Here is a 22,258-nt window from a genome sequence, read left to right as displayed (position 1 = left end):
TCAGGAAAAAGACGCCAGCGGCAGGACAATCTCAAAGGCCGTGCGCCCCGCGTCCGATACTGCACTCACGCGCCCGCCGTGGGCCTCGACGATCGAGCGGGTGATGGCCAACCCCAGTCCGGCGCCCACGCCATGCCGGTGACGCTCCGGCCCTGCGCGGTGAAAGCGTTCAAAGATCCGGCCAAGCTGCTCGGGGGCGATGCTGTCGCCGGCGTTGCACACCCGCAGCACGGCCTCACCCCCCAATGCCGAAATATCGATGTCCACCCCTGTTCCGCGCGACGCGTGCCTGAGGGCATTCGACAGCAGGTTTGAAACCGCGCGCCGCAACATCAGCCGGTCGCCGCTGACCCGTGCTTCTCCGTTGACCTCGACTCGCACGCCCTGTTCCTCGGCGAGCGCATCGTAGAACTCTGCCAGCGCACGCGCCTCGTCGGCCAGCGACACCACTTCGGCGGGTCGCGGCAGGTGCCCGTTCTCGGTCTGCGCCAGAAACAGCATGTCGCTCACCATGCGCGCGATGCGCTCGTACTCCTCCAGATTTGAGCCCAGCACTTCGCGGTACTCTTCGGTGCTGCGGGCACGCGACAGCGCGACGGCGGTCTGCGTCATCAGGTTGGAGACCGGCGTGCGCAGTTCGTGGGCGATATCGGCGGAGAAGTCGGCGAGGCGCTGGAAGGACTGTTCGAGACGTTCGAACATGCCGTTGAGCGCCTCTACCAGTTCGCGCACCTCGGCCGGCGCATCGCCCTCGATCAGGCGTTCGCCGAGACGATCCGCCGACTGCCGCCTTGCCACCTCAGTCACCCGGCGCAGGGGTGCAAGACCTCTGTGCGCGGCCAGCCAGCCCAGCAGCGCGGCCACGGCCGTCGCCACCGCGATACCGATCCACATCTGCATGCGCACCTCGTCGAGGAAGCGGGTGTGATGAACAATATCAAGCCCGAGCAGCACCCGGACCGGACGCGAGGAAAGCGGCATCTCCAGCACTGTTTCGCGCCCCACGAAGTCACGCCCGTCCAGCCGCCACGCCCCGCTACCATTGGCGAGAGCCTCGCCTGCGAGTTGGGCAGGGGCAAACTGTGATGCGTTGAGGGCGTAGATCACGCTGCCCTCATCGTCGCGCATCAGCAGCGACACCCCGTCGTGACCGGTAAAGGCATCGTCCAGCGCCTGCGGAAGCGCCTCCAGCTCCGCAGCAGAACCCACCCGCTTCAACAGCTTGGCGATCAGGCTGAACTTGCCCGACAGTTCGTGCTCATCCAGCTCGCGAAAGTGATCTTCGGCAGCACGCCCGAGCACGACCCCGACGACAATAAGCAGACAGGCGGTGAGTACCGCGAAGAGCAACCCCAGGCGTGCGGTCAGCGACAGCGGAACGCGCACGCTCAGCTCTCCCCGGTCGCTTCGAGCACGTAGCCCATGCCGCGCACGGTACGGATCAGGCGCGGCTCGAAGGGCTCGTCCACCTTGGCGCGCAACCGCCGCACAGCCACTTCAATCACGTTGGTGTCGCTGTCGAAATTCATGTCCCACACCTGCGAGGCGATCAGCGAACGCGGCAGCACCTCGCCCTGCCGCCGCAGCAGCAACTCAAGCAGCGCGAACTCCTTGGCGGTGAGGTCGATGCGCACACCCGCGCGCAGCACGCGCCTGCGCACGAGGTCGAGTTCGAGGTCGGCCGCACGCAGCATCTCGGGCTCCTTCGCCTTGCCCCGGCGCAACAGGGTACGCACACGGGCAAGCATCTCGGAAAAGGCAAACGGCTTCACCAGGTAGTCATCGGCCCCCAGCTCCAGGCCACGCACCCTGTCCTCGACCTGGTCGCGCGCCGTAAGAAAGAGCACAGGCATCTCCTGCCCCTGCCCGCGCACGGTCTGCAATACGCCCCAGCCATCGAGCGAGGGCAGCATCACGTCGAGCACGATCAGGTCGTAACCGCCGCCAAGCGCCAGATGCAGACCGTCGAGTCCGTCGCGCGCGAGATCGACCACGAAGCCCGCCTCGACCAGGCCCTGGCGCAGGTAGTCGCCGGTTTTCGGTTCGTCCTCAACAATCAGGATCTTCACGGCTTGCCCGCCTCGAATGCAGTGTTCCCCATATTGTGCCCGCCGCCGCTCAGCGTCGAGCCAGGATTACAAAGATGTAATGTTCGCGTCAGCTTTCTGTCCGTCACCGACAGGCAAGATTGCGTGGCACAAGTCGGGGACGTATCTTCGTTGCCCCGCTTATTACCAAGACTGACCATCCATGACCTCTTGCGCCCACAACAACAGTTTCAACGCAATTTCCACTCTGCCCGGGCACGAACGGAGGCAGCCATGACCAGTCGCCGCCACTTTATCGCTGCCGGTATCGCCAGCGGCTTGCTTGGCTTCACCTCCCTGGCGCGTGCCCATGGCGACGCTGCCCACACTGGCAAGGCAAAGACACCCGATGCCGCCGAGCAGCAGGCGTGGGGAATTGCCGGCGCACCCGGCAAGGCGCACCGCACGATCCGCATCGAAATGAGCGACGACATGCGCTTCACCCCGGACCGTATCGCGGTGAGGCTGGGCGAAACCATCCGCTTCGAGCACCACAACACGGGCGCGGTACTGCACGAGATGGTCATCGGCACGCCGGAAACACTCGCCGAGCACGCGGCCCTGATGATGCGTTTTCCAGACATGGTGCATGACGAGCCGTGGATGGCGCACGTCCCGGCCGGCGAGAAGGCGGAAATGACCTGGACCTTCAACCGCGCAGGGGAATTCGAATTTGCCTGCCTGATGCCGGGCCACTATCAGGCAGGCATGAAAGGCGCGCTCATCGTCCGTTGAGCCGGAGGCAAATGTCATTCACCGCCACGGCAATCACTCGTACAGACCCACATAAGGAACAGCCATGAAAACCACCCTCGCCACCCTTGCCGTCGCCACCTTCGCCACTCTCGCGATCAGCGCCCCTGCACTTGCCAGCAACGACCACGCTGGGCACCAGGCAGGCATGGGCAACATGCACGACGCCGCCGGAATGATGTCCGAGGGCACGGTGAAAAAGCTCGACGCGGCTGCAGGCAAGCTCACCATCAGCCACGGCCCGCTTGCCAACCTCGACATGCCGCCGATGACAATGGTGTTTCGCGCCAGCGATCCTGCCATGCTGAAAGACCTGAAGGTGGGCGACAAGATCCGTTTCACTGCCGAACGCATTGATGGCGCGTTCACCGTGACTGCGCTGGAAGCCGCCAAGTAAATCCGCCCCCGGTGATCGCTCCACGCGGGGCCGGGGCGCAGCACGGGTCGGGCCGGCTACACACCAGCGCGCACCGTCGAATCCGCTGCTGGAACCGCCCCGCACGCCTCGCCTGAACGCGAACCACAAGCGACTCCTTGTCTGAACCCCTCTTTCATCAAGGCCGCCATGACTGATCTGCGCCTTCCCCGACGACTGCTGGCAACTTCGGTCCTCTGCGCCTTGCTCGGTGCCGCGCCGGCGCTGGCCGACGGCCCGATGCTCGGCGCCAGCGTCGACGGACTGATCGAACATGCCCGCCTCCACAACCCGGCCTTTGCCGCCGAACGGGCCGAGGCCGAGGCTGCACGCGAGCGCGTCGAACCCGCCGGCGCGCTGCCAGACCCGGCATTCCAGATCGAACTGATGGACGCCACCAACACCATGCGCGGTGGCGGCACAACGATTCTGCCGGGCGAGGTGGGCGAAACCCGCTATAGCGTGGTGCAGTCGTTTCCCGCCTGGGGCAAACGCGAACTCGACGTCCGCGCCGCCACCGCACGTGCAGGACGTGCCGACGCCGGACGCGAAGCAGTGTGGCTGGAGCTGAGCGCGAGCATCAAGGCCGCGTGGCTGCGCTACTACGCAGCCGACCGCGAAGCCGTATTGAACCGGGACGCACTGCGCCTGCTGCAAGGCCTTGAGGAAATCACCCTTTCACGCTACCGCCTCGGCCTGCTGCCGCAGCAGGCCGTACTGCGCGCGCAACGCGAGATCACCGCCCAGCGCCTGTCCCTGGTTGCCGTCGAGCAGCGCCGCCGCACGGCCGCCGCCGCCCTCAACGCACTGCTCGCACGCACACCGGACAGCCCGCTTGCCGCACCGGCGGAACCGGCGCCGCTCGTCGACCTGCCGCCCATCGACCAGTTGCTGACACATACCCGCGACCGTAACCCGCTGCTCGCAGCCGAAGCCGCCGGCGTTGAAGCCGCCCGCTTCGAGCGCGACCGCACCTGGCGCGACCGCTACCCGGACTTCAGCATCGGCCTCACCAACAACCGTCCGCGCGGGGGCGACCCATCATGGGATGTGATGTTCGAGGTCATGATTCCGCTGCAGCAATCGGCACGGCGGGCCCGCGAGCGCGAGGCGACCTACATGCTGACGGCTGCCGACGCCCGCCGCGAAGCGGTGGAGGCGAAGCTGCAGGGTGAGCTTGGCAGCGCACATGCAGCCTACAGCGCGGGCCACGACAGCCTGCGCCTGTTGCGCGGCACCCTGCTGCCGCAGGCGGAAGCCACGCGTGACGCCAGCCGCTCTGCCTTTGCCGCCGGCAGCGTCGACTTCGACACCGTGCTCGAAGCCGAGCGCCAGCTCGTGGACACCCGCCTCGCCCTGCTGCAGGCCGAACTCGACGCACGCCTTGCATTGACCGAACTCGAAAAAATTGCTGGAGAGCAGCCGTGAATTCAGGCCTGAATCGCTCGCTGACCGCACTTGCGGTCGTACTCGCCCTTGGCGCAGGCTACTGGGCAGGCAGCCGTAACGATGCCATGCCCAACGCGATGGACACGGCAGCAGCGCCTGCAGGCACTGCGCAAGGCGACGCCAGCGGTGAGGCGCGCAAGATTCTTTATTACCGCAACCCGATGGGCCTGCCCGACACCTCGCCCGAGCCCAAGAAGGACTCGATGGGGATGGACTACATTCCGGTGTATGCCGACGACGCCCCGGACGACAGCGGTGTGGTCCGTGTCAGCCCTGCGCGGGTACAGACCCTGGGGGTGAAGACCGCGCTGGCTGAAAACAAGGTGCTCGACGCCGTTGTTCGCGCCGTGGGTCGTATCGAAGTCAATGAACGCACCGTGGTCGACGTTGCCCCCCGCTTCGAAGGCTGGATCGAACGCCTTTACGTCAATGCCGTGGGCGACCCGGTTCGCCGCGGCCAGCCGCTGTTTTCGGTGTACAGCCCCGAGCTGCAATCCGCAGGCGAGGAGCTGAATATTGCCGAACGCCTGCAGCGCAGCAGCGCCGGCAACGACCCCGTCGCCGCCGAATCGGCGGCCCGCCTCGCCGATGCCACCCGCGGACGCCTGCGCAACTGGGAGATCGCGGCGCCGGCCGGCGGAAATGTTCCGTCGCGCCAGACCTTCAACGCCCCCGCCAATGGCGTGGTGCTGGAAAAACGCGCGGTTCAGGGGGCACGCTTCATGGCAGGCGAGGCGATTTACCGCATTGCCGACCTCTCCACCGTGTGGGTCATCGCCGACATTTTCGAGCAGGACCTGGCCCGGGTGAGGGTCGGCCAAGCGGCGACGATCAGCCTCGACGCCTTTCCCGGACGCAGCTTTGAGGCCCGCGTCGATTATCTCTACCCCACGCTCAACAGCGCCACCCGCTCCACGCCGGTGCGACTGACGCTCGACAATCGTGACGGGCTGCTGCGCCCGGGCATGTTTGCGCACGTCGATCTGGCCAGCGCTGGCGCTGCGCCACGCGTGACCGTGCCGATTTCGGCAGTGATCGACGATGGCGCCCGTCAGGTCGTGCTGCTCGCCCTCGACGAGGGCCGCTTCAAGCCGCAGCCGGTCAAGCTCGGACAACGCGGACGCACCGAGGTCGAAGTGCTCGACGGCGTGCAGGCAGGCGACCGCGTGGTGGTGTCGGCCAACTTCCTGATCGACTCCGAGAGTCAGCTCAAGGCCGCGCTCTCCAACCTGAGCGACGCGGACGCAGCTGCAGTCCCCAGTTACGAGGCCGCGGGCGTATTCGAGGCCACCGACACCGAAAGCGGCACGGCGACCTTCACCCATGAGCCGATTCCCGCCCTGAAATGGCCGGACATGACCATGGATTTCGGCCTCGACACCCCCGAGCTGACCGCCGGCATCGCGCCGGGCACCCCGGTTCGCTTCACCTTCGAGCAACGTGCGCCGGGCGAATTCGTCATCACCCGCATCGACAAGGTGAAGCCAGGCGCCGCAAGCGCTGCGTCCGACAGCGCCCACGGGAGCCACTGACATGCTGGATCGCGTCATCGACTGGTCCGCGCGCAATGTCTTTCTCGTCATTCTGGCGACGCTGTTCCTGATCGGCGGTGGCCTTTATGCGGTCAAGAAGACGCCGCTTGACGCCATCCCCGACCTCTCGGACGTGCAGGTCATCGTCTACACCGACTATCCCGGACAGGCGCCGCAGGTGGTCGAGGATCAGGTGACCTATCCGCTCACGACCTCGATGCTCGCGGTGCCGCGGGCCAAGGTGGTGCGCGGCTTCTCGATGTTCGGCGCGTCCTATGTGTACGTGATCTTCGAGGACGGCACCGACATCTACTGGGCGCGTTCGCGCGTGCTCGAATATCTCAGCTCCGCGGCCGGCCGACTGCCTGCCGGCGTGGCACCGCAGATTGGCCCTGACGCGACCGGCGTCGGCTGGGTGTTCCAGTACGCGGTGACGGGCAAGAACATGTCGCTTGCCGACACCCGCAGCCTGCAGGACTGGTATCTGCGCTATCAGCTCACCCAGGCCGAGGGCGTCTCGGAAGTGGCCAGCGTCGGCGGCTTTGTGCGCGAGTATCAGGTGACGGTCGACCCGCACCGCCTCGCCACCTTCGGCATCGCCCTCGACGAAGTGGGCAAGGTGATCAGCGCCTCCAACCGCGACGTTGGCGGACGCGTCATCGAGATGGCGGAAAAGGAGTACATGGTGCGCGGGCGCGGCTATCTGCGCGGCGTGGAGGACATCGAAAACCTGGTGCTCAAGAGCACGGGCGGCACGGCCGTTACGGTGGCCGACATCGGCCGGGTGGAGCTGGTGCCGGCCGAACGGCGCGGCATCGCCGAGCTCAACGGCGAGGGCGAAGTCGCTTCAGGCATCGTGATGGCGCGCTTCGGCCAGAATGCGCTCGACGTGATCGCCAGCGTCAAGGCCAAGCTCGCCGAGCTCGCGCCCGGCCTGCCGGAAGGTGTCGAGATCGTTCCGGTGTACGACCGCTCAACGCTGATCGAGGACGCCATCGCCAACCTGAAATGGACGCTGATGGAAGAAAGCCTGATCGTGGCGGCGGTGTGCGTCATCTTCCTGCTTCATGTGCGCAGCGCGCTGGTCGCCATCATCACCCTGCCGCTGGGCATCCTGGTCGCCTTCATCGCCATGCGCGCGCTCGATCTGGGCTCCAACATCATGAGTCTGGGCGGCATTGCGATTGCCATCGGCGCCATGGTGGATGCGGCGATCGTGATGATCGAGAACGCCCACAAGCGGCTCGAGCGCCTGCCGCCCGGTGCCAGCCGTGCGGAGCATGCGCAGACCATCATCCGCGCCTGCAAGGAGGTAGGGCCGGCGCTGTTCTTCTCGCTGCTGATCATCACCGTGTCCTTCCTCCCGGTGTTCACGCTCGAAGGCCAGGAAGGCCGCATGTTCTCGCCACTGGCCTTCACCAAGACCTTTGCCATGGCCGGCGCGGCGCTGCTGTCGGTGACGCTGGTACCGGTGCTGATGCTGTTCTTCGTGCGCGGACACATCCTGCCCGAGGCGAAGAACCCGGTGAACCGCTTCCTGATCTGGGTCTACCGCCCGATCATCGGCCAGGTGATGCGCTTCAAGGTGCTCACCATCCTCGTCGCCCTGGTCGCAATGGCGGCAACCGTTTTCCCGGCGCGCCAGATCGGCTCGGAGTTCATGCCCACACTCAACGAAGGCGCGATCTTCTACATGCCCGCGGCCCTGCCCGGCATGTCGGTGACCGAAGCCGGACGCCTGCTGGCCACCACCAACCGCATCATCAAGACCTTCCCAGAGGTGGCTTCGGTCTATGGCAAGGCCGGCCGGGCCAACTCGGCCACCGATCCGGCGCCGCTGGAGATGTTCGAGACCGTCATCAACCTCAAACCCAGGGACGAATGGCGTGCCGGGCTGACGGTGGATGGATTGATCGCGGAGATGGACGCCGCACTCAAGTTCCCCGGTCTGGCCAACTCGTGGACCATGCCGATCAAGGCCCGCATCGACATGCTCTCCACCGGCATCCGCACGCCGGTCGGGGTCAAGGTGTTCGGCAAGGACCTCGACACCCTTGAGCAGGTGGCACGCCAGGTCGAAGCCGCCGTGCGCAACCTGCCCGCCACCTCCAGCGCCTACGCCGAACGTGTCGCCGGCGGCTACTATGTGGATATCGAACCGCGCCGCGACCAGATCGCGCGCTACGGCCTCAGCGTCGGCATGGTGCTCGACGTGGTCGCGACCGCACTCGGCGGCGACAGCGTCACCACCACCGTCGAAGGGCTGGAGCGCTACAACGTCAGCGTGCGCTACCCGCGCAGCCTGCGCGATGACCCGCAGCGCATCGCCACCGAGATCTATGTGCCGACCGCCAACGGTCCGATCCCGCTCGGCCAGCTGGCAACGGTCAGCCTGCAGCGTGGCGCGCCGGCGATCCGCACCGAGAACGCGCTGCTTGCGGCCTACGTCTATGTCGACACCCGCGACAGCGACATCGGCGCCTTCGTCAAGCGCGCACAGCAGGCGGTGGCCGAACAGGTCAGCTTCCCGCCCGGCTACTACGCCACCTGGAGCGGCCAGTTCGAGAACATGGAACGCGCCAAGGCCAAGCTCGCCGTGGTCGGACCGCTGACGCTGGCGCTGATCTTCGTACTGCTCTATCTCAACTTCCGCCGCTTGAGCGAAACCCTGATCGTGATGCTGTCGGTGCCCTTCGCGCTGGTTGGCGGGGTGTGGCTGATGTGGTGGCTCGACTACCAGATGAGCGTCGCGGTGGCCGTCGGCTTCATCGCGCTCGCCGGGGTGGCGGCGGAAACCGGCGTGATCATGCTGATCTACCTTGATCAGGCGTGGAAGGAGATCCGGACCAGACGCGCTGCGGAAGGTCTCGCCCCGACCCCGGCCGACCTCTACCACGCCATCATGGACGGCGCGGTGGAGCGCGTGCGCCCGAAGATGATGACGGTGGTTGCGATCATGGCCGGCCTGTTGCCCATCATGTGGAGCACCGGCACCGGTTCGGAAGTCATGAGCCGCATCGCCGCCCCGATGGTGGGCGGGATGATTTCTTCCACCGTGCTGACGCTGGCAGTGATTCCGGCGCTGTATGCCCTGGTCAAGGAGTGGCAACTCAAGCGCGAGGGGCGTATATAGCAGGCATGAGCGCCCCCGGCCCCGCGAGCGAAGCCTCTCCTCTCAAACCGTCTCCGAAGGCGGGGCTGCCACCTGCGATCTGGATGCTGGGCTTTGTCAGCCTGCTGATGGATGTGTCTTCCGAGCTGATCCACAGCCTGCTGCCGGTCTTCCTGGTCACCAGCCTGGGCGCGGGGACGCTGGTGGTCGGGCTGATCGAAGGCGCGGCCGAGGCCACGGCGCTGATCGTGAAGGTCTTCTCCGGCGTGCTGTCCGATTACTGGGGCAAGCGCAAACCGCTGGCAGTGCTCGGCTACGGTCTCGGCGCACTGTCCAAGCCACTGTTCGCACTCGCCAGCGGCCCCGGTCTGGTGCTGGGTGCGCGGCTGATCGACCGTGTCGGCAAGGGCATCCGCGGTGCGCCGCGCGACGCGCTGGTTGCCGACATCGCCCCACCCGAGATGCGCGGCGCGGCTTTCGGCCTGCGCCAGTCGCTCGACACCGTCGGTGCCTTCGTCGGCCCGCTGCTCGCCATGGGGCTGATGCTGCTGTGGGCAAACGATTTTCGTGCGGTGTTCTGGGTCGCCATCGTGCCGGGCGTGCTGTCGGTGGCGCTGCTGCTGTTCGGCGTGCGCGAACCCGAACGTCCCCCACAGGCAAGGCGCACCAATCCGCTCAAGCGCGAAAATCTGCGCCTGCTGTCCTCAGCGTACTGGTGGGTGGTCGCGATCGGGGCCCTGTTCACGCTGGCGCGCTTCTCCGAAGCCTTTCTCGTGCTGCGGACGCTCGATGGCGGACTGGCGATCGCACTGACTCCGCTGGTGCTGGTTGGCATGAATGTCGTGTACGCCCTCACCGCCTACCCCTTCGGAAAGCTGTCGGATGGCGTGAGCCACACGCTGTTGCTGGGACTGGGGCTCGCGGTGCTGATCGCAGCCGACCTCATCCTCGCCTCCGGCACGCACTGGGCGTCGCTGGTGGCAGGCATTGCGCTGTGGGGACTGCACATGGGCATGACGCAAGGCCTGCTCGCGCGCATGGTGGCCGACAGCGCCCCTGCCGAACTTCGCGGTACCGCCTACGGCTTCTTCAACCTCGTCAGCGGCCTCGCGATGCTGCTGGCCAGCGTGCTCGCCGGCTTGCTGTGGGAACTGCACGGCGCACAATGGACATTCATCGCCGGCGCCGGCTTTGCCCTGCTTGCGCTGCTGGCGACGTTTCTGCCCCGCCGGGCTGGCACACCGGCCAGCGGCGCCTAGGTATGTACACCCACTAGGTCAGCCCCGCACCGGACTCAGGCTCCGCCTTGCGGTTCATGCCCGATTCATTGAGGAGCCAGTTGCGGAACGCCGCAACAACCGGACGCTCGGCGGTCTCCTCCGGCGTCACAATGTAGTAGGCAAAGCGCCGCCCGAGCGATATGTCGAAGGGTGCGATCAGCTGTCCTGCGGCAATCTCTGCGGCAACGAGCGGCCGCGACAGCAGCGCAACGCCAAACCCGCCCAGCGCCGCCGCGATGGCAAGACCCGAGTCGGTGAAGTGCGGCCCCGCCGTCGTATCCACCCCCTTCACACCCGCCACCTTCAGCCACTCGGCCCAGTTCGGCCGCTCCTGCAGATCCTGAATGGTGTCGTCATGGATCAGCGTCTGATAGCGCATGTCCGCCGGCTTGCGCAATGGCAGCTTGCCACGCAGCAGCTGCGGGCTGCACACCGCGGTGTAGTCGGTTTCGAGCACCAGATCGACGCGACAGCCGGGATAGCGACCGTGACCGTTGCGAATCCAGACTTCAGGCGCATTACTGAGTGCCGCCTCGACGTCGGGCAGACGCTGGGGCGCCGCATCGCCGCGGTCGATCATGGCCGCCGAGCCTGACAGATGCAGCTCGACATCCGGATACATGCTGGTAAAGCGCTGCAGTCGCGGCAACAGCCAGCGCAGCGCAAGCGATGGCGGCGCCAGCACGACCAGGCGCGGGTCGGGCGCACACTCACGCACGGCCGCAACCGCTGCCGTGAAGCAGTCCATGCCCTCGCGCAACTTGGGCAGCATCGCCATGCCTTCCGGCGTCAGCTCCAGCGCGCGGGTCAGGCGACGGAACAGCGAAACCCCGAGATGCTCCTCGAGCGTGCGAATCTGGTGACTGATCGCGGTCGGCGTGACCGACAGCTCCTCTGCCGCACGGCGAAAGCTGAGGTTGCGGGCAGCGACCTCGAAAGCACGCAGGGCATTGAGCGGAGGAAGACGTTCGACCATACAGATGAGTTTTTCTAATCCGTCGGATGACAATTCATCGTTTGTTGCGCCGCAACATCCGCGCTAGATTTACACCGTTCCCACACGACGGGAACACGTAAAAGGAGCGTCAAAATGGAATACAAGCCCGAACAGATCGACTCGATCGTCCGTGAGGCCAACCGCCTCCGCAGCGAGGAGCTCGGCCGCCTGATCGCGGCCGGCCGCAGCAGTGCCCAGCAACTGGCTGCCTTCGTCATGCACAAACTGAACCTGTCTTCGCGTCACGCTCATCGCTGAGCCTGACCCGTGGCTGCCCTCGAGTCCCCCTCGGGCAGCACGCATCTGATCGAAAACACCGAACTGGCACATCAGCCGCGCCCTTGCGCAAACTGACGTGCCAGCTTCGTTTACGGCTGCAACAGCCTTACTGCAGCTGATCCAGCGCCTGCTTCAGGCTGGTCACGGTGCGCTCGACGTTGTGCAGCTTGTCGAGACCGAACAGCCCAAGGCGGAAGGTCTTGAAATCTGCCGGCTCGTCACACTGCAGCGGCACGCCTGCTGCGCTCTGCACCCCGACTGCAGCAAACTTGCTGCCGGTACGGATGCCGTCGTCCTCGGTATAGCTCACCACCACACCGGGCGCCTTGAAGCCATCGGCCGCCACACTCCGGATGCCCCTGCCCTCAAGCAGCTCGCGCACCCTCGCACCCAGTTCGATCTGTTCGGCGCGAACCTTCTCCAGGCCGTAGGCTTCGGTTTCCTGCATCACGTCACGCAACTTGACCAGTGAGTCTGTAGGCATCGTGGCGTGATACGCATGTGCGCCGCCTTCGTAAGCCTCCATGATCTGCAGCCACTTCTTGAGGTCGCAGGCAAAGCTGGTGCTGGCGGTATTCTCGATGCGCTCGCGCGCCAGCTTGCTGAACATGACCATCGCGCAGCACGGCGATGCGGTCCAGCCCTTCTGCGGCGCACTGATCAGGATATCGACACCGGTTTCAGCCATATCGACCCACATGGCGCCGGATGCGATGCAGTCGAGCACGAACAGGCCGCCTTCTGCATGCACCGCCTGGGCAACGGCCTTGATGTAGTCGTCGGGCAGGATCATGCCGGACGAGGTTTCGACATGCGGCGCAAACACGACGTCGGGTTTGTGCTGACGGATCGCGGCGACCACATCCTCGACCGGCACCGGCGCAAAAGGCGCCTGCGGGCCGGAGTTCACCGGGCGGGCCTTGAGCACGACAGCGGTTTCGGGAATGCGACCCATGTCGAAGATCTGCGTCCAGCGGTAGCTGAACCAGCCGTTACGGATCACCAGCGCGCGCTTGCCGGTGGCGAACTGACGCGCCACGGCTTCCATACCGAAGGTTCCGCTACCGGGCACGATTGCCACGGCATCGGCATTGTAGGCGCGCTTGAGCATGGCCGACAGGTCGCGCATGACGCCCTGGAAAGCCTTGGACATGTGGTTGAGCGCGCGGTCGGTGTAGACCACCGAGTATTCGAGCAGGCCGTCGGGATCGACGTTATCTAGCAAAGCGGGCATCGTGCCTCCTTATTGATATCCTGGCCGCCCGGTGGCACACGGGCCCTGCCGGGACGGTTGAAGGGCGGTCATTGCAACTGCCGTTAGCCGATGATTGTAACCACTCCTGTCGCAGCCGTGGTTTCAACCTCAACGCGAGCTCAGCCGATCATGGATCTGGCAGCGAGCCCCAGCAGCGCACAGCCCGCAATGACGTGGATCACGTTCATCCTGAAGCGGAAAAGTGCCAGCGCAGCGATAAGCGCAATCAGCGCCGAGGGCCAGTCGAACGCGCCCTCGAAGCCGGCCGGCCACAGCACGTGATAGCCGAAAAAGAGCGCCAGGTTCAGGATCACCCCCACGACCGCTGCGGTAATCGCGGTGAGCGGCGCGGTGAACTTCAGGTCGTCATGGGTCGATTCCACCAGCGGCCCGCCCGCCAGGATGAAGAGAAAGGAGGGCAGGAAGGTGAACCAGGTCACCAGCGCCGCGGCCACGGCGCCCGCCAGAAAGCGCGTTTCGGGGCCGAACAGCTCAGCGACGTAGCCGCCGACGAAGCCGACGAAGGCGACCACCATGATCAGCGGACCGGGCGTGGTTTCGCCCAGGGCAAGGCCGTCGATCATCTGCGTCGGACTCAGCCAGCCGTAGTGCCCGACCGCCCCCTGATACACATAGGGCAGCACCGCATACGCGCCGCCGAAGGTCAGCAGGGCCGCCTTGGTGAAGAACCAGCCCATCTGCGTGAGCGTGTCATTCCAGCCGAAGGACGCCGTCAGCAGCCCCATCGGCACCACCCACAGCAAGGCGCCACAGGTGAGCACCATCGCCAGCCGGCGCCAGCTGAAGCGGGCGTGCGCGGGTGTCGGCGTGTCATCGCCGATCAGGGCAGCGGTGGCCGGGCTTGCCGCGCCTGCATGCCCGCCACCTGCGCTGAACCGGGCCGGGGCAATGCGCCCGCCGATGAAGCCCGCCAGCGCCGCGCCAGCCACAATGGCGGGAAACGGCAGATGCAAGGCAAAGATGGCGACGAAGGACGCCCCCGCGATTCCCCACAAGGCCGAGTTCTTCAGCGCGCGCGAACCGATGCGGTGCGCAGCCTGCAGCACGATCGCGGTCACGGCAGGCTTGATGCCGTAAAACAGGCCGGCCACCAGCGGCACATTGCCAAACGCGATGTAGATCCAGGACAACGCAATCAGGATGAACAATGAGGGCAGCACGAACAGCGCGCCGGCCATGACCCCGCCCCAGGTCCGGTGCAGCAGCCAGCCGATGTAGGTCGCCAGCTGCTGGGCCTCGGGACCGGGCAGCAGCATGCAGTAGTTGAGCGCATGCAGGAAGCGCTTCTCGCTGATCCAGCGCCGGCGCTCGACCAGCTCGGCGTGCATGATCGAGATCTGCCCGGCGGGACCACCAAAGCTGATGAAGCCGAGCCTGAGCCAGAACAGGAAGGCCTCACCCAGGCTGACGCTGGCGGGCGGCTCGCAATCAGGTACCGGCACAGCCGCGGAAGCACGATCGGACATCATCGCTCGACAAATCACTGAGAGGCGGCGAGCTTAGCGTGCACAGGCTTCAATCAATAGCGTTTCAGGACCGCGGCATGAGCGCGCGCGCAACACCGGGCAGGAACTCGCCGCCCGCCAGAGGCTCTACCCACTTTCCTCCACGGCGTCTTCCTCATGCGCAATCAAGCACTCTGCACGCTCCTGCTCGCATGCGCTGCCATCAGCGGCGTCCCCACGGTTGCGGCAGCGCCCGCCGCCCCCGTCGGTGAGCGCGCGCCCGGCTGCATCGGACCGGCCACCTGGGCCACCCCCCAGGCCAGCGGCATCCGCGCCACGCCCGGCCCCGCAACCGTGGCCTCGATGGCACTGCGGGATGTGGTCCTGCTCGGCGAGCAGCACGACAACGCCGACCACCACCGCTGGCAGCTGCAGACTCTCGCCGCCCTGCACGCCCAGCGCCCGGACATGGTGATCGGATTCGAGATGTTCCCGCGCCGCCTGCAAGCGGTGCTGGATCAGTGGGTCGGGGGCAGCCTGAGCGAAGCACGCTTTCTGGAGCTCACCTCATGGGACACGATCTGGCGAATGCCGGCAGAACTCTACATGCCGCTGTTCCAGTTCGCGCGCCTCAACCGTATCCCGATGCTTGCGCTCAACGTCGAGCCGCAACTGATCCGCGACACCTCTGCCGGCGGCTGGGCGTCCGTGCCGGAATCGAAACGCGAGGGCGTTGGCCGGGCGGCTGCGGCCCCGTCCGCGTATGTGGATGAGCTGTTCGAGGTGCACAAGGCACACGCCGACATGCGTAGCCACATGCGCGGGCATGGTGCAGCCGGCGGTCGTGGCGCAGCCGGCCGCAACGATCCTGCCTTCCGCGACTTCGTCGAGGCGCAGCAGGTATGGGACCGCGCGATGGCAGAGGCGCTGGCGAGCCGCTCACGCGCCACCGCCGACGGCGGCAGCAAACCCCTTGTGGTCGGCATCATGGGGGGCGGACACATCCGCGGCGGACACGGCGTGCCCCACCAGCTGCGGGATCTCGGCATCGACAGCATCGGCACGCTGCTGCCGATCGCTGCCTCGACCCCGTGCGCCGACATTCCCGGCGGCCTCGCCGACGCGGTATTCGCCATTCCCGAACAGGCGCTCGACGCCCCGCCCCCGCCCCGCCTCGGTGTCGGACTGGAGGCCCATCGCGATGGCGTGCGGGTTGCCACGGTATCGCCGGCCAGTCTCGCCGAGCGTTCGGGCTTCGCCGTCAGTGACATCATCATCGAAGCCGCGGGCGAGAAGACGCCAACGGTGGGCGGACTGATCGCCACCATTCGCACGCAGCCTGCCGGCACCTGGCTGCCGATGACGGTGAAGCGCGGCAGTGAAACCCTTGAGCTGATCGTGCGGTTTCCGGCGAAGTCATGAGCGCAGCGCTCGCCTGCGTGCTGCGCACGGGGGAGTGGCTCCGGGCCATGTTGCTCGCGCTCGTCATGCTGCACTCAGGCGTCGCCAGCGCAGCGGCCGATGACCGGCTGCCCTCGATCGCCCTGAAGCTGAGCCTCGACCCCGACACCCGTGCCTTTGACGCCGTAGCCGAAGTCCGGCCGCAGTCGGCAGACTTCATCTTCGCGCTGCATCAGTCGCTCAGCGTCACCTCGGCCAGTGTCGACGGCCGTCCGCTTCGCGTCCAGCCGGGCGGCCGCCGGGGCGAGATCCGCAGCTGGCGCGTCGTCCTGCCGGCCAGCGGAACCCTGCAGCTGCACTATGGCGGCACCCTGCCGGCGCTCGACGCCCGGCTCGATCACCGCGACGTCCTTCAGCGCCTGATGCCTGCCGCCTCGGCTGCCGGCAGCTTCCTGCCCGCCGGCAGCGGCTGGTACCCGCACCCCGGCGCCATGTTCACCTACCGGGTCGAGCTCACCGTGCCCGCCACACAGCGTGCGCTCGTGGCAGGGCGCCTGATCGCCGAAACACAGCCGCAGGCGGACGACGCCACTTACCGTGCAAGTTTCGAGTTCCCTCACCCCGCCGACGGCATCGACCTGATGGCCGGCCCCTGGCGAATCAGGGAGCAGCAGGTGCCGCGCACGGACGCCGGCCTGCTGCGGCTGCGCACCTACTTTCCCGCCGACCTCGACGCCGTCGAAGGCCTGCCGGCTGCCTACCTGGACGATACCCGGCGCTACATCGAGCGCTACAGCGAAGCCATCGGCCCCTATCCCTTCGACAGCTTTTCGGTCGTCGCAAGCCCCCTGCCCACCGGCTTCGGCATGCCCACGCTCACCTACATCGGCGCGCAGGTGCTGAAGCTGCCCTTCATCCGCGCCACATCGCTCGGCCACGAGGTCCTGCACAACTGGTGGGGCAACGGCGTGTTCGTCGATTATCAGCGCGGCAACTGGTCCGAAGGCCTCACCACCTTCATGGCCGATCATGCCTACAAGGAAGAGGAATCGGCTGCTGCCGCGAGCGCAATGCGCATGGGCTGGTTGCGCGACTTCGCCGCCACCCCCGCAGCGGACCAGCCCACGCTGGCCTCGTTTCGCTCCCGCACGCATGGCGCGGCCGCAGTGGTGGGCTACGGCAAGTCGGCGATGCTGTTCCTGATGCTGCGCGACCTCATCGGCGAAGAGGCCTTCAAGCGTGGCATCCAGCTGTTCTGGACCCAGCACCGCTTCAGGGTGGCAGACTGGGACGCGCTCCGCAGCAGCTTCGAGACCGCCTCGGGGCGATCACTAGCGACCTTCTTCGAGCAGTGGCTCACGCGCCCCGGCGGGCCCGCGCTCACCCTCGACAAGGCCAGCGCGACACAGCACGGGCGCAGCGTCCGGCTTACGCTCGAACTCAGTCAGTCGTCCCCCGCCTATGCGCTCGAGGTGCCGCTCAGCCTGAGCTATGCCGATCATCATGAAACACGCAGGGTCAGTCTCGATCAGCGCCGGCAGCGCCTGACGCTCGAACTTCCGGCGCTGCCTGAGCGGGTCGCACTCGACCCCGAGCTGCGACTGTGGCGGGTGCTGTCGGCGAACCAGTTGCCGCCCATCCTGCGCCAGTGGATCAGCGCCCGTTCCCCGCGCCTGGTCATCGCCGACGACCAGGGCGGACCGGATGCATCAGACTTCACGGCATCGGCGCAGGCGCTGGCAGATGCGGTGTTCGAGAACCCTGCCCGGCGTACATCCATTGCAGACCTGAAGACCGGCTCGACCCCCGTGCTGCTGATCGGGCGCCATGCCGCCGTCGACACGGCACTTGCCACCGCCGGCCTGCCGCCCCGCCCTGACCAGCTGGGAGTGCGCGGCAGTGCGCAAGTGTGGACCACTGCAGACCAGGCGCATGCGCCGCTGGCCATCGTTTCGGTCGCAGACACCGATGCGCTGCGCGACTTGCTGCGCCCGCTGCCGCATTACGGCGCCCGCAGCTGGCTGGTCTTCGATGGTCGGCGCGCAATCGAACAGGGGGTGTGGCCTGCATCGGGGATGGAGATCCCGGTTCGAACCGGCAACTGAGCCCCGACACGACTCACGCTGGCAGGCACACAGGGAGAACCACACTATGCAGTGAGCCTTGTCCGTCTACAATCTTCAAAACAGGATGGAGACAGCAGCCCATGAGCCAGCACAACCCAGGCGCCAGCGATAACGCCACCCGCGTCGCCCCGCCGCCACCCGCGCCGCGAAGCTACCCGGCGCAGAAACCGACCGACGTCTATCTGTTCGGCACCTGCGTGCTCGACCTGTTCTACCCGGATGCGGGCATGGATGCGATTCACCTGCTCGAACGCGAAGGCATCCGCGTGCATTTCCCCCAAGGGCAGACCTGTTGCGGACAGCCCGCCTACACCTCCGGCTACACCGATGACGCACGTGAGGTGGCCCGCGCCCAGCTCAAGCTCTTTGCGCGCGACTGGCCGGTGGTCATCCCGTCAGGGTCGTGCGCGGGGATGTTCTGCCATCACTATCCGGAACTCTTCGCCGCAGAGCCCGACACCCTGAAGCAGGTGGAGTCACTTGCCGGACGCACCTACGAGCTGGCCGAGTTCCTGCTGGAAGTGTGCAAGGTCCGCTTCGAGGACAGCGGCGAACCGGTCAAGGTGGCGCTGCACACCTCATGCTCGGCACGGCGCGAAATGGGTACACACCTGCACGGTCGCGCCCTGCTCGCGCAGCTTGAGCAGGTCGAACGTGTTGATCACGACCACGAGAGCGAGTGCTGCGGTTTCGGCGGTACTTTCAGCGTGCGCATGCCGGACATCTCGGGCGCGATGGTGCGCGACAAGACCGCAGCCCTGAAAGGTTCCGGCGCGGCCGAGGTGGTCAGCGCCGACTGCGGCTGTCTGCTCAACATCAATGGCGCGTTCGAGAAACAGTACGACCGCCTGCGCGGCGAGCACCTTGCCAGCTTCCTGCTGCGCCGCTCCGGCGGCAAGACCACGGGAGCCCAGTCATGAACGCACCCGCCCCCAGCCAGGCCACCACCCCGACTGCGACAGCGGCTGCGCACGCACCCGCCATTCCGATGACCTTCAAGCAGCGTGCGCACGACGCAGTGCACGACAAGCAGCTGCGCAAGAACTTCCGTGGCGCGATGGATTTCCTGATGGCCAAGCGCGCGGCACAGTTTCCCGACGGCGACGAGCTCGAACGCCTGCGCACCTTCGGCAACCACGTGCGCGCACGTGCGCTGTCGAAACTGCCCGAACTGCTCGAGCGCCTCGAAACCAACCTGACCCGCAACGGCGTCAAGGTGCACTGGGCGGAGACCGTCGACGAGGCCAATGCGATCGTGCATGAGATCGTCAGCGCGCATGAAGCAAAGCAGGTGATCAAGGGCAAGTCGATGGTGAGCGAGGAAATGGAGATGAACCATTACCTCGAGGGCCACGGCGTCGATTGCCTGGAGTCCGACATGGGCGAGTTCATCGTCCAGCTCGGCAAGGAAAAACCCTCGCACATCATCATGCCGGCCATTCACCTCAACGCCGGCCAGGTGGCCTCGCTGTTTCACGACAAGCTCGAAGTCGATTACACCGAGGACGTCGACAGACTCATCCAGATCGGACGCGAGACCCTGCGGCGCAAGTTCTTCGAAGCCGATATCGGCGTATCGGGGGTGAACTTTGCCATCGCCGAAACCGGCTCGCTGCTGCTGGTGGAAAACGAGGGCAACGGCCGCATGTCGACCACGGTGCCGCCGGTCCATATTGCGGTCACCGGCATCGAGAAGGTGGTGGAGAACCTGCGCGACGTGGTGCCGCTGCTGTCGCTGCTCACCCGCTCCGCCACCGGACAGCCGATCACCACCTATGTGAACGTGATCTCCGGCCCGCGCAAGGCGGAAGAGCTCGACGGCCCACAGGAAGTGCACCTGGTGCTGCTCGACAACGGCCGCAGCCAGGCCTTCGCCGACAGCGAGCTGCGCCAGACCCTGAACTGCATCCGCTGCGGCGCCTGCATGAACCACTGTCCGGTCTATACCCGTATCGGCGGCCATGCCTACGGCACGGTGTATCCCGGCCCAATCGGCAAGATCATCACCCCGCACATGCTTGGGCTGGAAGAGACCAAGGACCTGCCCAGCGCATCCTCGCTGTGCGGCGCCTGCGGTGAAGTGTGTCCGGTCAGGATTCCGATTCCGGCCATCCTGCGCCGCCTGCGCGAAGAAAACGTCCGAGCGCCCGACGCCAGCCCGCAACACATGCGCGGTCAGGGCAGCAAGTATTCGCGCGCCGAGGGTATGGCGTGGAAGGGCTGGCGCCTGCTCAACACCTCGCCCCGGCTGTATCGCGTCTTCAACCTGGCAGCCACCCGCCTGAGCGCGCTGACCCCGCCCAAGCTCGGCCCCTGGACCGAGCACCACAGCGCCCCGAAGGCCGCCCCGCGCAGCCTGCACGAACTGGCCCGCGACCATCTGGGAGAAGACTGAATGAGCGCCAAGGAACGCATCCTCGCCAAACTCGGGCACAGCCTCGCCGGCACCACGCCGCTCGCCGACGACTACGACGAAGCCCTGCTCACCGAACCGTGGACCTATGCGCCCGAACAACGCATTCCGCGCCTGCGTGAACTGCTCGAAGCCGTGCATGGCGAAACGCAGCTGACCACCACCACCGACTGGCCTGCGCGGGTCGTCGAAGCGCTGACCGCACGGGGCATCGACGAATTGCTGATCTCGCCCGACACCCCGCATGGCCAACAGTTCGCCAGCCACCTTGCGGATCAGGCCAAGGCAATCCGGCTCAAGGCCTACGACCGCCCGGTGGAGGAATGGAAGGACGAGCTCTTCTTCAATACCCCGGCCAGTCTCACCGGCACGCTCGGCGGCATTGCCGCCACCGGCAGCCTGATCATGTGGCCGACCACGGCCGAGCCGCGGCTCATGAGCCTGGTGCCGCCCCTGCACATCGCCCTGCTCAAGGCGAGCGAGGTCTACGACAATCTGTACACCGTGCTGCAGGCCCAGTCCTGGGCAGCAGGCCTGCCCACCAACGCCCTGCTGGTGTCCGGCCCATCCAAGACGGCGGATATCCAACAGACGCTGGCCTACGGCGCCCATGGCCCGAAAGAGCTGATCGTGCTGATTCTCGAAGACGCCTGACTTCCCCCGCCCCGCGGGCCTGACCGGCTCGCGGGACACCGGAGCCGGTTTTCCTGAGCACCGTTCTTGAACCGGCATCGTCCCCGCGGCGAGAATGTGCGCCGACAAATCATTGGCCCACCCCCATGAGCATCCCAATCCGTTACGTCGAACCCGTCTTTCGTCCGCCGAGCGAAGCCGACTCCCTGATCCTGCCGGTTACCGACGGCTGCTCGTGGAACAAATGCACCTTCTGCGAGATGTACACCGCACCGCAGAAGGCGTTTCGTGCGCGCAGCGAGGACGAAGTGCTGGAGAGCATCCGCCAGACGGGTGCGCGCTACGGCGACCGCATCCGGCGCATCTTTCTCGCCGACGGTGATGCACTGGTGCTGCCGACCCGGCGCCTGCTGAACATTCTTGAGACCATCCGGCGCGAGATGCCTGCCGTGCGCCGGGTGTCGAGCTACTGCCTGGCCCGCAACCTGGCAAGGAAAACCGTCGAGGAACTGCGCGCGCTGCGCGAGGCCGGGCTCTCGCTGGCCTATCTGGGAGCAGAATCGGGCGACGACGTGGTGCTGGCGCGGGTCAACAAGGGCGAGACCTTCGACTCCACCTGCGAAGCGCTGGACAAGCTCGGCGCGGCTGGCATCACGCGCTCGGTGATGATCCTCAACGGCCTCGGCGGCCAGGTGTTCAGTGAGCAGCATGCCGACAATTCCGCACGCCTCGCCAACGCCACCCAGCCCGAGTATCTGGCCACGCTGGTGGTGAGCTTCCCCACCGGCGAAGCGCGCTTCCGTGCCGACTTCCCCGAGTGGGAGCCGCTGGACCAGCACGGGCTGATCGCCGAGATGGAGCGCTTCCTGTCGCAGCTTGAACTGCGCCGCACGGTGTTCCGCTCCGACCATGCCAGTAACTGGCTGGTGCTGAAGGGCACGCTGGGCGCGGAAAAGGACCGTCTGCTGGCGCAGGTCCGCGCCGCCCTCGCCGACCCGGAACATGCCCGCCTGCGTCCGGCCTGGGCACGCGGACTCTGATCTGCTGGCTTACCCAAATC

Annotated in this window: 18 protein-coding genes; 13 read left to right on the top strand and 5 right to left on the bottom strand. The window is 66.4% G+C overall.

The annotated features are described in order from the left end of the window. Together AC22G6_RS03130 and AC22G6_RS03125 are read right to left on the bottom strand one after the other, a co-directional pair. Positions 1 to 1,386 carry a heavy metal sensor histidine kinase gene (locus tag AC22G6_RS03130; protein ID WP_487365585.1) on the bottom strand — a complete coding sequence of 462 codons (1,386 nt, stop codon included), beginning with the start codon at positions 1,384 to 1,386 and terminating at the stop codon, positions 1 to 3. A 2-nt stretch (positions 1,387 to 1,388) separates the two neighbouring features. Further along, on the bottom strand, positions 1,389 to 2,069 hold the full coding sequence (locus AC22G6_RS03125; RefSeq protein WP_487365584.1) for a heavy metal response regulator transcription factor: 681 nt from the start codon (positions 2,067 to 2,069) through the stop codon (positions 1,389 to 1,391). 252 nt (positions 2,070 to 2,321) lie between these two features. Between AC22G6_RS03125 and AC22G6_RS03120 the strand changes: the two genes are divergently transcribed. The 6 genes from AC22G6_RS03120 (at position 2,322) to AC22G6_RS03095 (ending at position 10,607) form a co-directional block, all read left to right on the top strand. Next, positions 2,322 to 2,822 carry a cupredoxin domain-containing protein gene (locus AC22G6_RS03120; RefSeq protein ID WP_487365583.1) on the top strand — a complete coding sequence of 167 codons (501 nt, stop codon included), beginning with the start codon at positions 2,322 to 2,324 and terminating at the stop codon, positions 2,820 to 2,822. Positions 2,823 to 2,886: 64 nt separating this feature from the next. Next, positions 2,887 to 3,237 carry a copper-binding protein gene (locus tag AC22G6_RS03115; protein ID WP_487365582.1) on the top strand — a complete coding sequence of 117 codons (351 nt, stop codon included), beginning with the start codon at positions 2,887 to 2,889 and terminating at the stop codon, positions 3,235 to 3,237. Between the two features lie 168 nt (positions 3,238 to 3,405). Next, positions 3,406 to 4,683, top strand: coding sequence for a TolC family protein (locus AC22G6_RS03110; protein WP_487365581.1), 1,278 nt, complete (start codon positions 3,406 to 3,408; stop codon positions 4,681 to 4,683). 20 nt (positions 4,684 to 4,703) lie between these two features. After that, entirely contained in the window at positions 4,704 to 6,236 is a 1,533-nt protein-coding gene (locus AC22G6_RS03105; RefSeq protein WP_487365677.1) for an efflux RND transporter periplasmic adaptor subunit, read from the top strand. Position 6,237: 1 nt separating this feature from the next. Then, on the top strand, positions 6,238 to 9,369 hold the full coding sequence (locus AC22G6_RS03100; RefSeq protein ID WP_487365580.1) for an efflux RND transporter permease subunit: 3,132 nt from the start codon (positions 6,238 to 6,240) through the stop codon (positions 9,367 to 9,369). Positions 9,370 to 9,374: 5 nt separating this feature from the next. Further along, entirely contained in the window at positions 9,375 to 10,607 is a 1,233-nt protein-coding gene (locus AC22G6_RS03095; RefSeq protein WP_487365579.1) for an MFS transporter, read from the top strand. Positions 10,608 to 10,620: 13 nt separating this feature from the next. Here the strand turns inward: AC22G6_RS03095 and gcvA are convergent, their stop codons facing one another. After that, positions 10,621 to 11,604, bottom strand: a complete 984-nt coding sequence (gene gcvA / locus AC22G6_RS03090; RefSeq protein ID WP_487365578.1) for a transcriptional regulator GcvA — start codon at positions 11,602 to 11,604, stop codon at positions 10,621 to 10,623. Positions 11,605 to 11,718: 114 nt separating this feature from the next. On the opposite strand from gcvA, the gene AC22G6_RS03085 reads away from it, so the two are divergent. After that, positions 11,719 to 11,883, top strand: coding sequence for a hypothetical protein (locus AC22G6_RS03085; protein WP_487365577.1), 165 nt, complete (start codon positions 11,719 to 11,721; stop codon positions 11,881 to 11,883). 127 nt (positions 11,884 to 12,010) lie between these two features. On the opposite strand, the gene AC22G6_RS03080 is transcribed toward AC22G6_RS03085, so the two are convergent. Next, positions 12,011 to 13,138, bottom strand: coding sequence for an aminotransferase class V-fold PLP-dependent enzyme (locus tag AC22G6_RS03080; protein WP_487365576.1), 1,128 nt, complete (start codon positions 13,136 to 13,138; stop codon positions 12,011 to 12,013). Positions 13,139 to 13,278: 140 nt separating this feature from the next. Further along, on the bottom strand, positions 13,279 to 14,646 hold the full coding sequence (gene chrA, locus AC22G6_RS03075) for a chromate efflux transporter (protein WP_487365575.1): 1,368 nt from the start codon (positions 14,644 to 14,646) through the stop codon (positions 13,279 to 13,281). A 156-nt stretch (positions 14,647 to 14,802) separates the two neighbouring features. On the opposite strand from chrA, the gene AC22G6_RS03070 reads away from it, so the two are divergent. The 6 genes from AC22G6_RS03070 to AC22G6_RS03045 all read left to right on the top strand — a co-directional run bounded on the left by AC22G6_RS03070 (position 14,803) and on the right by AC22G6_RS03045 (position 22,238). After that, positions 14,803 to 16,047 (top strand): ChaN family lipoprotein, encoded by a 1,245-nt coding sequence (locus AC22G6_RS03070; RefSeq protein WP_487365574.1) that lies wholly within the window; start codon positions 14,803 to 14,805, stop codon positions 16,045 to 16,047. Next, on the top strand, positions 16,044 to 18,131 hold the full coding sequence (locus tag AC22G6_RS03065; RefSeq protein WP_487365573.1) for a M1 family metallopeptidase: 2,088 nt from the start codon (positions 16,044 to 16,046) through the stop codon (positions 18,129 to 18,131). Before AC22G6_RS03070 ends, AC22G6_RS03065 begins: the two co-directional genes overlap by 4 nt. Positions 18,132 to 18,232: 101 nt before the next feature. Next, a complete protein-coding gene (locus tag AC22G6_RS03060) occupies positions 18,233 to 19,072 on the top strand; it encodes a (Fe-S)-binding protein (RefSeq protein ID WP_487365572.1) in 840 nt (279 codons plus the stop codon). Then, positions 19,069 to 20,547 (top strand): LutB/LldF family L-lactate oxidation iron-sulfur protein, encoded by a 1,479-nt coding sequence (locus tag AC22G6_RS03055; RefSeq protein WP_487365571.1) that lies wholly within the window; start codon positions 19,069 to 19,071, stop codon positions 20,545 to 20,547. The genes AC22G6_RS03060 and AC22G6_RS03055 overlap by 4 nt, the downstream gene beginning before the upstream one ends. Further along, complete coding sequence (locus AC22G6_RS03050; protein WP_487365570.1) at positions 20,548 to 21,219, top strand: LutC/YkgG family protein; 672 nt, start codon at positions 20,548 to 20,550, stop codon at positions 21,217 to 21,219. Positions 21,220 to 21,344: 125 nt separating this feature from the next. Continuing rightward, a complete protein-coding gene (locus AC22G6_RS03045) occupies positions 21,345 to 22,238 on the top strand; it encodes a radical SAM protein (protein ID WP_487365569.1) in 894 nt (297 codons plus the stop codon). The last annotated feature ends 20 nt before the right edge of the window (positions 22,239 to 22,258 follow it).

It is taken from the genome of Parazoarcus sp. PS-13 R2A (genome assembly GCF_057621855.1).
This window is presented reverse-complemented; position numbering and strand designations above follow the sequence as displayed.